Source organism: Mesocryomonas lacus, from assembly GCF_055730105.2.
On sequence record NZ_JBUZWF020000001.1, the window covers coordinates 637,117 to 649,359 of the forward strand.

At 61.9% G+C, this 12,243-nt stretch carries 18 protein-coding genes; 3 read left to right on the forward strand and 15 right to left on the reverse strand.

The window, feature by feature from the left end:
• Window positions 1–339 precede the first annotated feature (339 nt).
• The 3 genes from ACZLZQ_RS02815 to ACZLZQ_RS02825 form a co-directional block, all read right to left on the reverse strand.
• Window positions 340–1,428, reverse strand: coding sequence for a helix-turn-helix domain-containing protein (locus ACZLZQ_RS02815; RefSeq protein ID WP_472948045.1), 1,089 nt, complete (start codon window positions 1,426–1,428; stop codon window positions 340–342).
• The gene (locus tag ACZLZQ_RS02820) at window positions 1,425–2,042 is read right to left on the reverse strand and encodes a hypothetical protein (protein ID WP_472948047.1); all 618 of its coding nucleotides are present in this window, start codon (window positions 2,040–2,042) and stop codon (window positions 1,425–1,427) included. The genes ACZLZQ_RS02815 and ACZLZQ_RS02820 overlap by 4 nt, the downstream gene beginning before the upstream one ends.
• Window positions 2,043–2,204: 162 nt before the next feature.
• Window positions 2,205–2,561: a MerR family transcriptional regulator gene (locus ACZLZQ_RS02825; protein WP_472948049.1), complete on the reverse strand. Its 357-nt coding sequence runs from the start codon at window positions 2,559–2,561 to the stop codon at window positions 2,205–2,207.
• A 281-nt stretch (window positions 2,562–2,842) separates the two neighbouring features.
• Between ACZLZQ_RS02825 and ACZLZQ_RS02830 the strand changes: the two genes are divergently transcribed.
• On the forward strand, window positions 2,843–4,366 hold the full coding sequence (locus ACZLZQ_RS02830) for a FecR domain-containing protein (protein ID WP_472948051.1): 1,524 nt from the start codon (window positions 2,843–2,845) through the stop codon (window positions 4,364–4,366).
• 117 nt (window positions 4,367–4,483) lie between these two features.
• Here ACZLZQ_RS02830 and ACZLZQ_RS02835 read toward each other — a convergent pair whose 3' ends face one another.
• From ACZLZQ_RS02835 to ACZLZQ_RS02885, 11 genes are all read right to left on the reverse strand, one after another.
• The gene (locus tag ACZLZQ_RS02835; protein WP_472948052.1) at window positions 4,484–4,774 is read right to left on the reverse strand and encodes a DUF2312 domain-containing protein; all 291 of its coding nucleotides are present in this window, start codon (window positions 4,772–4,774) and stop codon (window positions 4,484–4,486) included.
• Entirely contained in the window at window positions 4,767–4,901 is a 135-nt protein-coding gene (locus ACZLZQ_RS02840) for a hypothetical protein (protein ID WP_472948054.1), read from the reverse strand. The genes ACZLZQ_RS02835 and ACZLZQ_RS02840 overlap by 8 nt, the downstream gene beginning before the upstream one ends.
• Window positions 4,902–4,950: 49 nt before the next feature.
• Window positions 4,951–5,985 carry a phage Gp37/Gp68 family protein gene (locus ACZLZQ_RS02845; protein WP_472948055.1) on the reverse strand — a complete coding sequence of 345 codons (1,035 nt, stop codon included), beginning with the start codon at window positions 5,983–5,985 and terminating at the stop codon, window positions 4,951–4,953.
• On the reverse strand, window positions 5,978–6,160 hold the full coding sequence (locus tag ACZLZQ_RS02850; RefSeq protein ID WP_472948057.1) for a hypothetical protein: 183 nt from the start codon (window positions 6,158–6,160) through the stop codon (window positions 5,978–5,980). The genes ACZLZQ_RS02845 and ACZLZQ_RS02850 overlap by 8 nt, the downstream gene beginning before the upstream one ends.
• Window positions 6,157–6,393 carry a hypothetical protein gene (locus ACZLZQ_RS02855; protein WP_472948058.1) on the reverse strand — a complete coding sequence of 79 codons (237 nt, stop codon included), beginning with the start codon at window positions 6,391–6,393 and terminating at the stop codon, window positions 6,157–6,159. Before ACZLZQ_RS02855 ends, ACZLZQ_RS02850 begins: the two co-directional genes overlap by 4 nt.
• On the reverse strand, window positions 6,390–7,460 hold the full coding sequence (locus ACZLZQ_RS02860) for a hypothetical protein (RefSeq protein WP_472948059.1): 1,071 nt from the start codon (window positions 7,458–7,460) through the stop codon (window positions 6,390–6,392). The genes ACZLZQ_RS02855 and ACZLZQ_RS02860 overlap by 4 nt, the downstream gene beginning before the upstream one ends.
• Window positions 7,461–7,475: 15 nt before the next feature.
• The gene (locus ACZLZQ_RS02865; RefSeq protein WP_472948060.1) at window positions 7,476–7,709 is read right to left on the reverse strand and encodes a hypothetical protein; all 234 of its coding nucleotides are present in this window, start codon (window positions 7,707–7,709) and stop codon (window positions 7,476–7,478) included.
• Window positions 7,706–8,023: a hypothetical protein gene (locus tag ACZLZQ_RS02870; RefSeq protein WP_472948062.1), complete on the reverse strand. Its 318-nt coding sequence runs from the start codon at window positions 8,021–8,023 to the stop codon at window positions 7,706–7,708. Before ACZLZQ_RS02870 ends, ACZLZQ_RS02865 begins: the two co-directional genes overlap by 4 nt.
• Before the next feature lie 2 nt (window positions 8,024–8,025).
• Entirely contained in the window at window positions 8,026–8,970 is a 945-nt protein-coding gene (locus ACZLZQ_RS02875; protein ID WP_472948063.1) for a DUF3164 family protein, read from the reverse strand.
• A gap of 72 nt (window positions 8,971–9,042) precedes the next feature.
• Complete coding sequence (locus tag ACZLZQ_RS02880; RefSeq protein ID WP_472948064.1) at window positions 9,043–9,252, reverse strand: hypothetical protein; 210 nt, start codon at window positions 9,250–9,252, stop codon at window positions 9,043–9,045.
• Between the two features lie 7 nt (window positions 9,253–9,259).
• The gene (locus ACZLZQ_RS02885; protein ID WP_472948065.1) at window positions 9,260–9,787 is read right to left on the reverse strand and encodes a hypothetical protein; all 528 of its coding nucleotides are present in this window, start codon (window positions 9,785–9,787) and stop codon (window positions 9,260–9,262) included.
• Window positions 9,788–10,223: 436 nt separating this feature from the next.
• Here ACZLZQ_RS02885 and ACZLZQ_RS02890 point away from each other — a divergent pair, with 436 nt between their 5' ends.
• Window positions 10,224–10,562, forward strand: coding sequence for a hypothetical protein (locus tag ACZLZQ_RS02890; RefSeq protein WP_472948066.1), 339 nt, complete (start codon window positions 10,224–10,226; stop codon window positions 10,560–10,562).
• Here ACZLZQ_RS02890 and ACZLZQ_RS02895 read toward each other — a convergent pair.
• Window positions 10,555–11,550, reverse strand: a complete 996-nt coding sequence (locus ACZLZQ_RS02895) for a S24 family peptidase (protein ID WP_472948067.1) — start codon at window positions 11,548–11,550, stop codon at window positions 10,555–10,557. The two genes, ACZLZQ_RS02890 and ACZLZQ_RS02895, sit on opposite strands and share 8 nt — an antisense overlap.
• Window positions 11,551–11,719: 169 nt before the next feature.
• Between ACZLZQ_RS02895 and ACZLZQ_RS02900 the strand changes: the two genes are divergently transcribed.
• Window positions 11,720–12,163, forward strand: a complete 444-nt coding sequence (locus tag ACZLZQ_RS02900) for a hypothetical protein (RefSeq protein ID WP_472948068.1) — start codon at window positions 11,720–11,722, stop codon at window positions 12,161–12,163.
• The last annotated feature ends 80 nt before the right edge of the window (window positions 12,164–12,243 follow it).

The window sequence follows — 12,243 nt, forward strand, 5'->3', positions numbered from 1 at the left end:
TAAAGGCGCGCTCCGCTTCTGCCGGGCAGGCCTTCTCATCAGGTTTTTAAGGGTTACCTGAGGGAAGAGCATTTGCTGTTTCCCCACTCTGCAAATTCATGAGCCTTATGTGCCAGTGTAATGATGGATCTTCGTTAATCGCTATTTGAGCACCAACCTTCCATCTACGCACCATGTCACCATATGCAGTTCCCACTCGCCAAACAGTTCCGTCGTCCAGCGAAACTCGGTTTCCAGAATTGATACTTACAAACCGCGGATGGGCCTCTTTGTTATCCGACATTTCTGCTTATTCCGTTATGCTGATCGGTAATATTAACATTTGTAGATTGGGGAAACCTACTTCACCAATCGCAAACGCCTCTGCGGAGCTTCGGACGGCTTAATACCATAGAGCGTCAACAAATCATTTTCGGATGTATGCAGCAAGTTCTGCAGATCAATACTCGTGTACCCCATCTCAGTAAAATGCAGTTCAATGATGTGGTTATAGAGTTTTGGGGGCTCAGCTGCGAACTGTGTTTCTTCTGGCTCACGGGTGCGCCAGCCGCGCGCACTAATCTGCTTCCAAAGATATGTTGACTGATTTGGCGTTAGGAAACCTGCCTTTCCGAGCTTATATAGCAGAGAAGCGACAGAAACCTTCCAATACATTTTCAGCTGCACAAGGCGCTCAAGCGTAATTTTGCCTCCGATAACGTCGGCTCTTACCTGCGCGACTGGTGCAAGCAGCTCTCCTGCAAACGTATCCGCCTCATCCTCCATTTGCTCAGTTGGGATTGTATGCATAATCAGGTGCCCGAGTTCATGAGCAAGTGAATGCCTCATTCGATCGGCAGGCGTGTTGCGGTTCAAGAAGATGAGGGGCGGGAGACCTCGCACGCGCATCGTCATACCATCGATCTTCTCGACGAAATCACAATGGATCACCAGAATCCCTGCACGCTCGCAGTAAGAAGTTAGATTGCCAACTGGCCCATCGGGAATTGACCATGCACGGCGTATTGCCGCTGCAACCTTACCAGCGCCACCCATGTCCTCCGCGTCCATCCTTGGAAGGGGAAGGTCGGCATTGAGGTCAACGGCCTCGAGATATCTGCGCACATGGATGATGCGGAGATTGAGTTCGGCATGCAGCCTCTTCAAGTCCGTCGCACTTACCGTAGCTCGTTTGCGCCAGAATGGATCGTGCACGCTGAGGGGCAGCCCCGAGATATCCTCGCGCTGATAGAAAAACGACAGCGGAAAGCCGAGCACCTCCGAAATCGCGCTCAACGCACTCTCTGACGGAGGACCGTTCAATAGCCCCCGTTCCAGGCGCGAGTAGTTTCCCTGGTCGAGGCCAGCTTCAGAAGCTACCTCAGCCTGACTTTTCCCGCGAAACTGCCGCGCCGTCAGCAGCAGTTCGCGGTTGAAAATCTGTGTCATGTCGCACCGGAATCTTTCTTGTTCGTGCGCTCCGTATCCGAAGCGACTTTCTTAACGCTGACCAACCGGGTGGTATCGACTTCCGGTGCTTCGAGTGGCAACCGAACAGGCGCCTCGACAATGCCCGTATCGCTCAGTTCAATCTTCCAAAGGAAGCGACCAACGTTGTGGGCGGCAACGCCGATCCAGTGCATCTCAGTCTCAAACTCGTTAAGCACGTAGCAGAGACGGACGCGCTGTAGACCAGTTCGCCCGAACAGATCGACCTCATGTCGATCGAAGTCCAAGGCGTCGCCGGTCGGCACATTCCGGGTTACCAGACCAACATCAGCGTGCTTGAGCCGCAGGAGCACTTCGTCCTCGATAATCAATGACACGGTGTCGGCGTGCTCGATCAGTTCAATCCCGTCATCCTCTGCAGCGATCTGGCGAAACTTTCGAACGACAGATTCCCAGTAGACATTCCGGGAGGTCGCTTTTCGCACCCATCGATGCCGCTCAGGATAGGCTTCATTAAATTCGAGAAAGCTCTCGCCGAGCGCGGCATGAAATTTTCGGCCGCGGTCTCGCTCGAGAAGTACTGCGCGGACATGGTCTTCGAGGGGCAGAGGCATCGATCGTGCTCCGTTTTCACCTCCACCATTATGGCCGTCAATTTTCCAAAATCAAGGTTGGAATATGTAAATTACAATGTTTGGAGGCCCCCGGCCCCGTTTGGATGGAATCTAGCTGGTGCTCGCTGCGGACTGGACGGCGCCGGCAGCAGCGGCTGCATCTTACCGCACACGCGCTGCAGCGATATCGTCTGATATGTCGCCCAGAACTCGCTGGAGGTGCTCAATCTCCGCGGAGATCTCATCGCGCCGCCGGTGTAGCGCCCCAACAATCTGATCTTCCGACCGGGCGTTCAGCAGCTGCTTCACCTCGACAAGCGAGAAGCCAAGGTGGGCTAGGTGCGTGATCTTCTGCAGGCCGGCCAGATCAGCATCGCTGTATAGGCGGCGCCCGCGCGATATGCGCTTAGGCGAAACTAGGTGAATTCCCTCGTAGAACCGCAGCGCGCGGTGCGTGACGCCGAGCTTCTCAGCGACGTCGGTGATGGTGTGCGGATGGGTATCGTTAATCGCGGTCATGCGAAGTGTGAAGCATACACAGTTGGAAGGAGTCTAGCCGGCGCGCACCCCGGACTGACCAGCGCCGGCAACAGGCCAGCGTCATCTACTCAGCCGGTAGCAGCCAAAACAGATCGCTCATATCCCAGTCTCCTCAGGGAGCCTGATTTGGATTCCTGCTTCAAAACCAGTGGGTCCAAGCACTACGTAACGTGACCCACAGCAAGTATTAACAGTGCGGATTAAGCGATCCTTAGCTGGACACCCTTATTCTAACGCCAAACTCGCACTGGCGGATAAACATGCTTAAAATTCTCATCTTTCTTTTTACGCTTATAAGCTCGATTTTCACCGTCAGCGTTGGTGCGGCCAGAGAATGGTCGGTCGATCGCATCTCAGGCACCGCCTATGCCATCTCGCAGTCGAAAGAGCGCTTCGAGATCAAGCGGGAGATGAAGATCGCCGAGGGTCTGACGATCGCGACGGGACCGAATAGCCGCGTGCGTCTCGTCAGCGAGAACAATGTGATGACCTTGATGCCGAACAGCGTGGCGGCGGTCGTCCCGAAATCCTTCTTCAGCGCGAAGACGGAGGTCAGGCAGAAGGCCGGCAGCATCGAATTCGACATCGAGAAGCGGAAGCAGCCCCACTTCACCGTGCAGACGCCGTACATGGCAGCCGTCGTGAAAGGCACGAAGTTCACGGTCAGCGTTGCTAGGGCGAACACAAACATCGGGGTCATCCGCGGTCTGGTTCAGGTCAGCGATCTGCGGACGGGTCAGACAGCCGCCGTCGGCGCCGGGCAGAATGCCAGCGTTGCCACCGCGAAGGGCGGCCTAAGGACCGGCGGCGTGAACGCGCCTGCAGTGGCGAAGGGCACGCCTTCCTCGCCGTCCGTGGCGCCGGCGGGTATGACCATGAAGGAATTCAGCGCCGAAGCTCGGGTCGGCAACACCGAGGCGTCGACCGCCGATGCGGGGGCCGCGGCGTCGACCGCGACGTCTGACAACCGGGGCGCGCAGGCATCCTCCGCGCGTTCGGACGATAGCAACAACAGTGACGGCCGCAGCGAAAGCGACGGCACCGGTGACGACGGCAAGGGCGGCAATGGCAAGTCGGGTGGCGACAAGGGCAAAAACGGCGGCGACGAACCGGGCGGTAACGACGGGAAGGATAAAGGAAACGGCAACAAACCTGGCGGCAGCGACAAGCCTGGCGGGAACGGCGGCAATGGCAACGGCAACGCCGGCGGCAATGGCAACGCCGGCGGCAACGGCAACGGCAACGCCGGCGGCAATGGCAATGGCAACGCCGGCGGCAATGGCAACGGCAACACCGGCGGCAATGGCAACGGCAACGCCGGCGGCAATGGCAACGGCAACGCCGGCGGCAATGGCAACGCCGGCGGCAACACCGGCGGCAATGGCAATGGCAACGCCGGCGGCAATGGCAACGGCAACACCGGCGGCAATGGCAACGGCAACGCCGGCGGCAATGGCAACGGCAACACCGGCGGCAATGGCAACGGCAACGCCGGCGGCAATGGCAACGGCAACACCGGCGGCAACGCCGGCGGCAATGGCAACGGCAACGGCAACACCGGCGGCAATGGCAACGGCAACGCCGGCGGCAATGGCAACGGCAACAGCAACGCCGGCGGCAACAGCAACGCCGGCGGCAACAGCAACGCCGGCGGCAACAGCAACGCCGGCGGCAATGGCAATGGCAATGGCAACGCCGGCGGTAACGGCAATGCCGGCGGCAACGGCAACGCCAGCGGCAATGCCGTTGGCAAGGGCAACACCGGCGGGAAGGGTAAGTCCTGACGGACAGGACCACTTGAATGTCCAGGGATCAACTGCCGTCTTCCAGCAGACCTCGGCCTGCACTCTTCCGCCAACGTCGGGGTCTGGCCATGGCCGAGACACCTCTACGGCGAGCCATCAAGTCATTCCCAGTGCTTGGAGGTAGAGCTCGAGGATCGCATCCATCTCGGCGCGCTCGTTCGCATCCTGCTTCCGAATGCCGACGATCTTCCTGATGACTTTGGTGTCGTAACCCCTGCCCTTTGCCTCGCCGTAGACCTCCTTGATGTCCTCGGCGATCGTCTTCTTCTCCTCCTCGAGACGCTCGATGCGTTCGATAAAGGCGCGAAGCTCGTCGGCTGCGACCGTGCTGTCGGCAGGCGCCGTGTCCTCCCCGACATAGATGTGCAATCGGACATCGTCAGGCATCTTCTCTCTCCTGCAGGTATTGGGCCGCCAGCTTTTTCAGCCGGGACTCGTCGCTGTGGACGTGCTCGACGCCAGCCTCGACGAAAGCGTCGAGGCTCTCGGCCTGCAGCTGGGCCTCGCTGGTCATCGGCAGGCGCCGGCCGGCGAGGACCGCGGCGATGGGTTGATATCGGGCATCAGAAAATTACCTCGTCGCAGGCGGGGTAGCCGTCGTGCTGAACGCCATTGAGGACGCGGCCGGCGGCTTTCTTGCCCACGCGCTTCATGGGCCAGCCTGCGCCGCCCCCTTCGTTCGCGCTCGTGCAGTCGGTGCGGCCGTTCGGCCAAAGCAGAATGTCGCCTTCCTCGCGCGGATGCGACGTCGGCATCCATTCGCCCCATTGCTTGAACAGGAAGGCGGTACCGACGCGGGCGCATTGATCGTGGATGGACCCCGCCCATGCCGGGTGCATCGGCCGGGCGCTGGTACCGCTCTCGCCGCCGACCACTATCCAGTCGATGCCCGGAATGTAGCCGGTCATCTGACCGACCATCCCGTGTTTCTCCTCGCCGTCGAGGTAAGCGCTAAAGTCGATCGGTCCCAGCAACGGCTCGGCGCTGACCCAGCGCACGGCCGCGGGCGCGTCGCGCAGGATCGGCACGCGCTCGTCGGCCCAGCGTTGATCCTCGGCCGAGACGCCGAGCCAGACGTTCGGCAGTGGCCACGCCTCGCCAGTATCCATCCGACTGACCATGTCGCTCCCGCGCACCATGCCGTCGATCGACCCCTTAGCCGTAAAAGCGGCCATCGCCATCGCAATCCGAGGCTTTACCATCGGGTGCGTCAGGTAGCCCCGCATCCGCTCCGCACGCTTCGTCAGCACCTGGAAGGTGTGCCGGGGCGCCAGCGACATGACGGCGAAGACCTGGTCGATCCAGGCATCGGGCACTCCCTCGGCGAAGAGATCGCCGTGCGCGCAGACGAAGATCATCCGCGGGTTGCGCATCTTTAGCGGCTGGGTGAGCCACTCTTCGTTGAAACGCACCTCCCCCGTCCAGACCGGGCCCGCCTTGCTGTCTCGCGTCAAGCCGATGCGCGAGGCGATGTGCTTCAGCCGGGTGCCGGCGAGGCGCATGGCATAGCAGTTGGTGCAGCCAGGCGAGACCACCTGGCAGCCGGTGATCGGGTTCCAGGTGGCGTCGGTCCACTCGATCGAGGTCTTGTCAGCCATGGGAAACCACCGCGATGAAGAGGGCGAGGCATGCGGCGCCACCGGTGATGGAGCCGAAGGAAATGACCGCTACGCCGGGCGGGAGCGGCCGCGCTGCCTGGACGAGAACCGAGATCCCTCCGATCAGCAGGCCGACGCCGGCGGCGAGTGTCGCTATGGCGGTGAAGGGGGTCATGCTGTGGCCACCTCCGGCGGCTCAAGGCATTCCAGCCGGTCGATCACAAGCGCGCTGAAAACGATCGCCATGCCGTTGCGCTTGTCGGCCGGCGACAGGTTGATGATCGCCTCGGCTACCATGCCGGCGAGGACAACCATGACGTCGGACGACACGAAGCCGGGCGGCAGCTGTTTCTGCAGGTGACCCATCGTGCAACGGTGGGCGGCGTTGATCTCCTCGAGGGTCATCATGCCGCCGCCCTCTCTTCCTGATCGAAGCGGACATGCACGCCGTCGGCCCCGACGAGGCTGAGGATGTGCGGCACGCGGCGGACTTCGCGCTCGGCCTCGGCGCGTGTGTAGCGGCCCGCAGCGACCGTCTCGGTCGTGTAGCCGGAACAGTTCGACCGGTACCAAGCGGAGTTGTCGCGCGACCAGATCATGAAGACCGGCTCGTCGCCGAACAGGATCTGACGCAGCAACTCGGCGCGGCGGAAGTCCATGGCGAGAATGGCGGCCGTCAGCAGGCTTTCCAATTTCACCCGCCGCTGGCGGCCATTCCGCTTCTGGCGCAGGTCCTCTGGTAGGTGGCAGAAAATCTCGTGGCACGCGAGATTGTGCAGCTCGTACCGGCCACCGACGACGAACCACATGTTATTGATGTGATAGAACGCCTTGCCGCGCCGAATGCGCCGGTCGCGTCCGATGAACCAGACGGTGGCACCGTGCTCTATCCGTCCACCGTCGCCCGAGTTGGCATAGCTGGCAGTTTTACAGACCGGACGCCCAAGCTCCTTGTCGCTGTGCCAGCTTTCCGACCAACTGCGCTCGACGGCTTCCATCGCGGTCGCCCGCCCGAAACCGGGACCAATGTATTTCGATGGTGCCTTGACCTTGGCGACAGTCGCGATCGTTGCCAGCCAGTCAAGAATGCGGCGGCGTTCCAGTTCGAAGCGAAGGCGGTTCAGGTAGCCGAGGCGCTGGAGCTTGTTGAAGTCGTACCTCTGCCCGTTCCGGTTATCGAGCGGCCAGGTCTCGGCCCAGAACTCGAGCTCGACCACCCGGCCGCTGATCCTGATCTCCGCCCGAAGCTCTGCCCCTGCAGCCAGGCGGAAGTTCGAGCTGATGCAGCGATGGTGTTTCAGAACCTCCGGGTCGGCCGTCACCTTCCAGCCGCGCCGCTTCATCTGCCGCAGCAGGCCGTCGAAGACGTCGGTGCGAAACGTCGGGTCGTTCGGGTTGTCCTGCCAGATGCCAATTTTCATATCGTAGAGATTGACGTCGACGCGGCGAGGCGTGGCGGTTTCGGATGCGGGCATGGGATGCTCCACGGTTTAGGGCTGGGCGCCCAGGATCTCGTTGATGGCGGCGGCGATGCCGGCGGCGGCGTTGCGGCGTAGCTCGAGCGCGCGCCGTTCCTTGCCGGCGCTGCTGGAAATCGCGGACTTCTCGGCGACGGCTCGGGCGAGATCGCGCTCGTCCCGCTGGCGCAGCTTCTCGACACCGGCGGCATGCGCATCGTGCTGGCGCACAGCGGCCGCGTGCAGGCTTTGCAGGTCGACGATCACGCGCGCGCTCCTTCCACTCGCGCCCGAAACAGGGCCTCGCGGACGGCCGAGCGCTCCGACGGCGTGCCCTCGCCCGTCGAGATCTGCTCGTGCCCGGCGCAGTAGGGACGGACGGGCGCCGCGGCGGCGCCGCAGCAGCGCTTCGCCTCGATCGGCTCGCCGCCGATCCAGAGCGGCCAGCCGCAACGCGTCTGCGGCCGGCGGGCGAACAGGGGCTGCGCGGCGTACGCCTCAGCCGGTGACATGATGCGCTCGACAGCCGACATGATCGGAACCGAGCGGTGGCTGGCGACGAAATCCAGAGCGTTCGACATGGTCAGGCCTTCGCGATGTCGAGGGAGATCGAGCGCCAGGCTGCGCCGCGGCCGTCGCGCTCCTCGAAGCAGACGTAGGTCTTGGTGCCGTCGGAGCGGATCGAGTCCCGGATCGCCTTCATGGCGCGCTGCCAATCGGGATCCGCGATGTCGAGGCGCAGCAGCATGAAAAGCTCGCCCTTGTTGATCTGGCCTTCTTTACCGACGTCGAAGGCGCGCATCACGAGGGTGCGGATCTCCTTGCGGCTGTCCGCTGACCAGTCGGAGATGAGACCGTCCAGGATAGCCTTTGCCTGCTGCAGCTCGGGCCCGAAGGAGATCGTATCGTTGACGCGGACTGAGAAGCGCTGCAGCCCGTCGATGGTGGTGAAGGTGACGTTACCCTTCGCACCGCCCTTCGGCGCCTGATATTCCTGCGCCAGCAGTTCGCGAAATCCTTCGGCTTCACCGAGCGCGCCGTCGCGAAATTCCGTCAGCGCGTCGCGCGCGACCTTCGCCCGAGCAACCAGGCCGCGCACCATGTCGTCCTGCAGGATGTCCTGCGGCCGGAACATCGTCTCGTCTGTCCAGCGACCTTCGGCGTCCTGCCGGTGCGGCGATCCGGCGATGCTGAGGACATGCGCCGGCGGCACCGCTCGCATCAGCTCTCGGGCCCGGTGCACGCCATTCTCCGCGGAGCCGGTGATGACCGACACGCCGGACACGTCCACTGCGACGGAATCGAGGAACCGCTGCAGCGGCGCCATGCCTTCATCACCGTTGTCGCGCTGCAGCTCGAAGCTGAACTCTTTGGCGAACTGGCCGGGGTCGCCGATCTCTGCTTGATCCTCCCACTCGGGACCGGATTGTGCGGCCACCGCAAGGCGGGCGACACCGATCTGGATCGAGAGAACGTCGTCGACAACGTCGACGGTCAGGGGCATGGCAGCGCGCGGTTTGTCGGGCATGGTAGGTCCTTCTTTTCGGCGCTCGGCCGGGAATATCGTCGTGCCGGCGAGCCGAGGCTTCAGCCGGCGGCGCTAGCGAGCGCCCTGCAAAATTCTGGATATCCGAGCCTTACGGGCGACATCTCGGTCGGGCCCGCGCCGGGCGTAGATCTCTTCCATGCGCTCGAAGATCAGCTCAGCCTCACCGCCGAACTTGTCGGCCGCGCGCGCCGCGGCGCGGAGAGCCTGCTCAAGGATCTCCGGCGTGATTTCGAAGTTGCTGGGGAGCTGCGCGCGGGCCATGACTGGATCAGGCGGCGATCAGATGAGCTGCCAAGCTGTGAAGCATGTCGCGGCAAAGAGGCTCGACCAGATCGACATCCTCGTCCGCCAGCGCAGCGGTGCTGAACATGTCCCGGTCGCCGATGCGGCCCACGATCGACGTGCCGCCCTCGACGGCATCCATGCGCAAGAAGATCGCAACCTTACCGGCACTCTTCGCGGCGGCCGCCTCGGTTGCGGCATCGCGGGCCCGGCGGGAGACGTCTTCAGCATTGTAGAGGGTGATGCGAGCCTCTGCATCGAGGTTGCGATCAACCAGACCGTTTGCAGTGGCCGCCTGCCGGCCGACGATCCGCTCGTGGGTCTCGACGGTATTCTCCTGCGTGACCATGAGGTCGAAGTCGTCGGGCAGGGACTGGTCGAGGCTTAGGTCATCAACGCGGATACGCGGATTGCGGCGGCAGAAGGCAACGCCGCGGCTCAGGACTTCATGAATGGGGTAGCCGGTCGCCACCGCGACGGCAGCAGCGTTTGATGAGGGCATGTTGATCTCCATCGCAGCGTGGCTGGCCGTTAGGAGAAACATTGCGATAATCGCGAAAAAGGGTCAAGCCTGATAGTCGCGATAATCGCGAATAAATCGATATGCGATGTCCACAGGCGACTCGAAGCCGACTAGACTCTCCCCCCGTTCTCAGGAATCAATATAGAACAAAAAGAGAACAGGAGGCTGGAATGACTGGCGAGTTGGGTGCGCGTTTCAAGCTCTATCTGGCCTGCGCGAACTGCCTTCGGCGAAGTGCGACAACGATATGCTCGCCGGCCGTCGATGACGCCCCTCGGGATGTTGATGAACTCCGAGGAAGTGCTCTTCTGGACAGCCACAGGTTCCACTGCAGCCAGTGCGACAGCACGATCGCGAAGATCATTGGCATGAATCAAATTTACGACGAGGTGGCAGCTTGAAATTCAAAAGAGGAAAGCCTTGGGCAATGACTGAGGCCCCGCCCGGCATCAGTGGAAAGGGCGCGGCCCTGATCGTGAAGGGCAATACCATGGGCGGCATCGCCAATAACTCGCTCGTCTACTACGAAGCCGAGATCGAGATGCCCTGCTTGGATTTGCTTGGCGAACTGGTGGTTGCCGCGGTCGAGCCGTCGGGTGAAAGCTATGTCCGCTTTCTTGAGCAGGGCACGCAACCAGGGCTCTATAATCTCAGGTCCGCCACTGGACCGACAATGACGGACGTGAAGCTGCGATGGGCAGCGCTTGTGAAATGGGTAAAGCTGCCGCCGCACAGCCAAGTCTACGAACGACCGCCCGCTAACTGATGGCGTTCGTGACAGATCGAACAAGGGCGATGATCTCGACCTTGGTCCCGTCGTCGGCATCTGCATTCCGTTCGACGACGATGGGCTTGTGTTTCGCGTTGGTTGAGCGGGGGTGAAACTCAATTCGATCATCATGCAGCTCCACCTGCTTGATCGACCACTCGCGAAGATGTCCGCCGTCGCGCTCCCGCTCGACAACGACGGTCATGCCATTTCGCACCGGATATAGGTGGGCCACGTCTTCATAGGCGACACAAACTGCCTTGCCGCCGGGCAACAGCGGCGGGTGCATGTTATTCATCGAGTCCCCTCGGATTTCAAAAACGAGCACGCGTGCGTTCGGAAACTCAGGATCCTCCGGGACGATGACACGCTCTGGCTCGCGCTGATCGAACTCATCGATTTCCCGGAACGAGCCAGCTTCTACAACGCCGGCCACCTGTGCATGGGTGAACCCCCCGACGATCGGCTTGACCTCGTCGACATCCGGCCCGCGAGAACCGTCGACCTTCTGCCCAAAGAACTCCTCAATCTTCGGTAGCTCGTGCGCCTTGATCTCGCGCGTCTCGGCGCCCAACGCCGTGCTCGCCATGCGAGAGATTTTGGTCGGCGTTAAGCCAAGATGCTGAGCCAGCCGAGTGCGGGTACCCCGGCCTCCCTGCTCCAGCAAATGAGCCAGCCAAATTTTCAGTTCGTGTTGATCGTGCATCTTCCCATTTTTGCGGATTACGCGAATTTTTCCATCGCGATATTCGCGAATTAGCCTTGACATATTATCGCGAAATTCGCGATTATTTGGCTCATGAGGAAGCACCACCTTGAACCCGCCCGATCTGTCATCGCTAAGCTCGGCGGCATTGATGCCGTTAGCGGAGCGACCGGAAGGCATGTGTCCCGCATCTACCGATGGATGTATCCGAAGGATCAGGGCGGCACTGGAGGCATCATTCCCCAGAGTGAGGCAGCCAAGCTTCTCGCATTCGCTCATGCAAACAGCATCCCGCTTTCCCCGGCCGATTTCTTCTCCGCTAGCGATGAGCGAACGGGGGTGGCGGCGTGATGACACCCATCTGTTCTCGCCAATCCGAAGATGGCGACACTCTTGCTGCCCGTCACGGTAATTCGGCGCCGGGCGCTTTCCATACGGAGGCAGCCCGATGAGCACCCCCTTTACCGATCTCGACGCGAGAGCCCTGAAGGCAATGACCAGCGAGCTGGTCTCGGCCTGCGGCGGTACCAAGGCGGTGTCGATGATCCTCGGCATCTCGGAGCCGTCCGTCTCGCGCTACACCAGCGTTGCCGAGATGGATCGCTTCATGCCGATCCGCTCGGTGACGAAGCTGGAGACCGCCATCGGATCGGCAATCGTCAGTCGCTGGATGGCCGATCGCCCGGCCCGCGAGGGCGGCGCCACCGCCTCGGCCGTAACCGTCAAGGATCTCTGCCGCATCGTGCAGGAAACGTCCGACCTCAACGGCATCATGGGGGAGGCGCTCGTCGACGGCGTCGTCTGCTCGGCTGATCGCGCTGCGATCCGCGCGGCAATTACCGATCTGAGGCTCGTGCTCGACGCGCTCGATCAGAAGGTCGAGCTGACGTGAGCTCGCACCCTCCCTGACCCTTTCGCGCGGATCCTCCCCCGCGCGATGACTGGCGGGCCCGCCGCGTAGCGTAAGGCGTG

What these genes read in the sequence shown, in the direction of transcription:
- ACZLZQ_RS02900 (WP_472948068.1), top strand. Translation starts at nt 11,720, where the DNA reads ATGAGCACCCCCTTTACCGATCTCGACGCGAGAGCCCTGAAGGCAATG.
- ACZLZQ_RS02825 (WP_472948049.1), bottom strand. Translation starts at nt 2,561, where the DNA reads ATGACCGCGATTAACGATACCCATCCGCACACCATCACCGACGTCGCT.
- ACZLZQ_RS02830 (WP_472948051.1), top strand. Translation starts at nt 2,843, where the DNA reads ATGCTTAAAATTCTCATCTTTCTTTTTACGCTTATAAGCTCGATTTTC.
- ACZLZQ_RS02880 (WP_472948064.1), bottom strand. Translation starts at nt 9,252, where the DNA reads ATGGCCCGCGCGCAGCTCCCCAGCAACTTCGAAATCACGCCGGAGATC.
- ACZLZQ_RS02870 (WP_472948062.1), bottom strand. Translation starts at nt 8,023, where the DNA reads ATGTCGAACGCTCTGGATTTCGTCGCCAGCCACCGCTCGGTTCCGATC.
- ACZLZQ_RS02855 (WP_472948058.1), bottom strand. Translation starts at nt 6,393, where the DNA reads ATGATGACCCTCGAGGAGATCAACGCCGCCCACCGTTGCACGATGGGT.
- ACZLZQ_RS02835 (WP_472948052.1), bottom strand. Translation starts at nt 4,774, where the DNA reads ATGCCTGACGATGTCCGATTGCACATCTATGTCGGGGAGGACACGGCG.
- ACZLZQ_RS02820 (WP_472948047.1), bottom strand. Translation starts at nt 2,042, where the DNA reads ATGCCTCTGCCCCTCGAAGACCATGTCCGCGCAGTACTTCTCGAGCGA.
- ACZLZQ_RS02860 (WP_472948059.1), bottom strand. Translation starts at nt 7,460, where the DNA reads ATGCCCGCATCCGAAACCGCCACGCCTCGCCGCGTCGACGTCAATCTC.
- ACZLZQ_RS02890 (WP_472948066.1), top strand. Translation starts at nt 10,224, where the DNA reads ATGACTGAGGCCCCGCCCGGCATCAGTGGAAAGGGCGCGGCCCTGATC.
- ACZLZQ_RS02885 (WP_472948065.1), bottom strand. Translation starts at nt 9,787, where the DNA reads ATGGAGATCAACATGCCCTCATCAAACGCTGCTGCCGTCGCGGTGGCG.
- ACZLZQ_RS02840 (WP_472948054.1), bottom strand. Translation starts at nt 4,901, where the DNA reads ATGACCAGCGAGGCCCAGCTGCAGGCCGAGAGCCTCGACGCTTTCGTC.
- ACZLZQ_RS02875 (WP_472948063.1), bottom strand. Translation starts at nt 8,970, where the DNA reads ATGCCCGACAAACCGCGCGCTGCCATGCCCCTGACCGTCGACGTTGTC.
- ACZLZQ_RS02815 (WP_472948045.1), bottom strand. Translation starts at nt 1,428, where the DNA reads ATGACACAGATTTTCAACCGCGAACTGCTGCTGACGGCGCGGCAGTTT.
- ACZLZQ_RS02850 (WP_472948057.1), bottom strand. Translation starts at nt 6,160, where the DNA reads ATGACCCCCTTCACCGCCATAGCGACACTCGCCGCCGGCGTCGGCCTG.
- ACZLZQ_RS02845 (WP_472948055.1), bottom strand. Translation starts at nt 5,985, where the DNA reads ATGGCTGACAAGACCTCGATCGAGTGGACCGACGCCACCTGGAACCCG.
- ACZLZQ_RS02895 (WP_472948067.1), bottom strand. Translation starts at nt 11,550, where the DNA reads ATGAGCGAATGCGAGAAGCTTGGCTGCCTCACTCTGGGGAATGATGCC.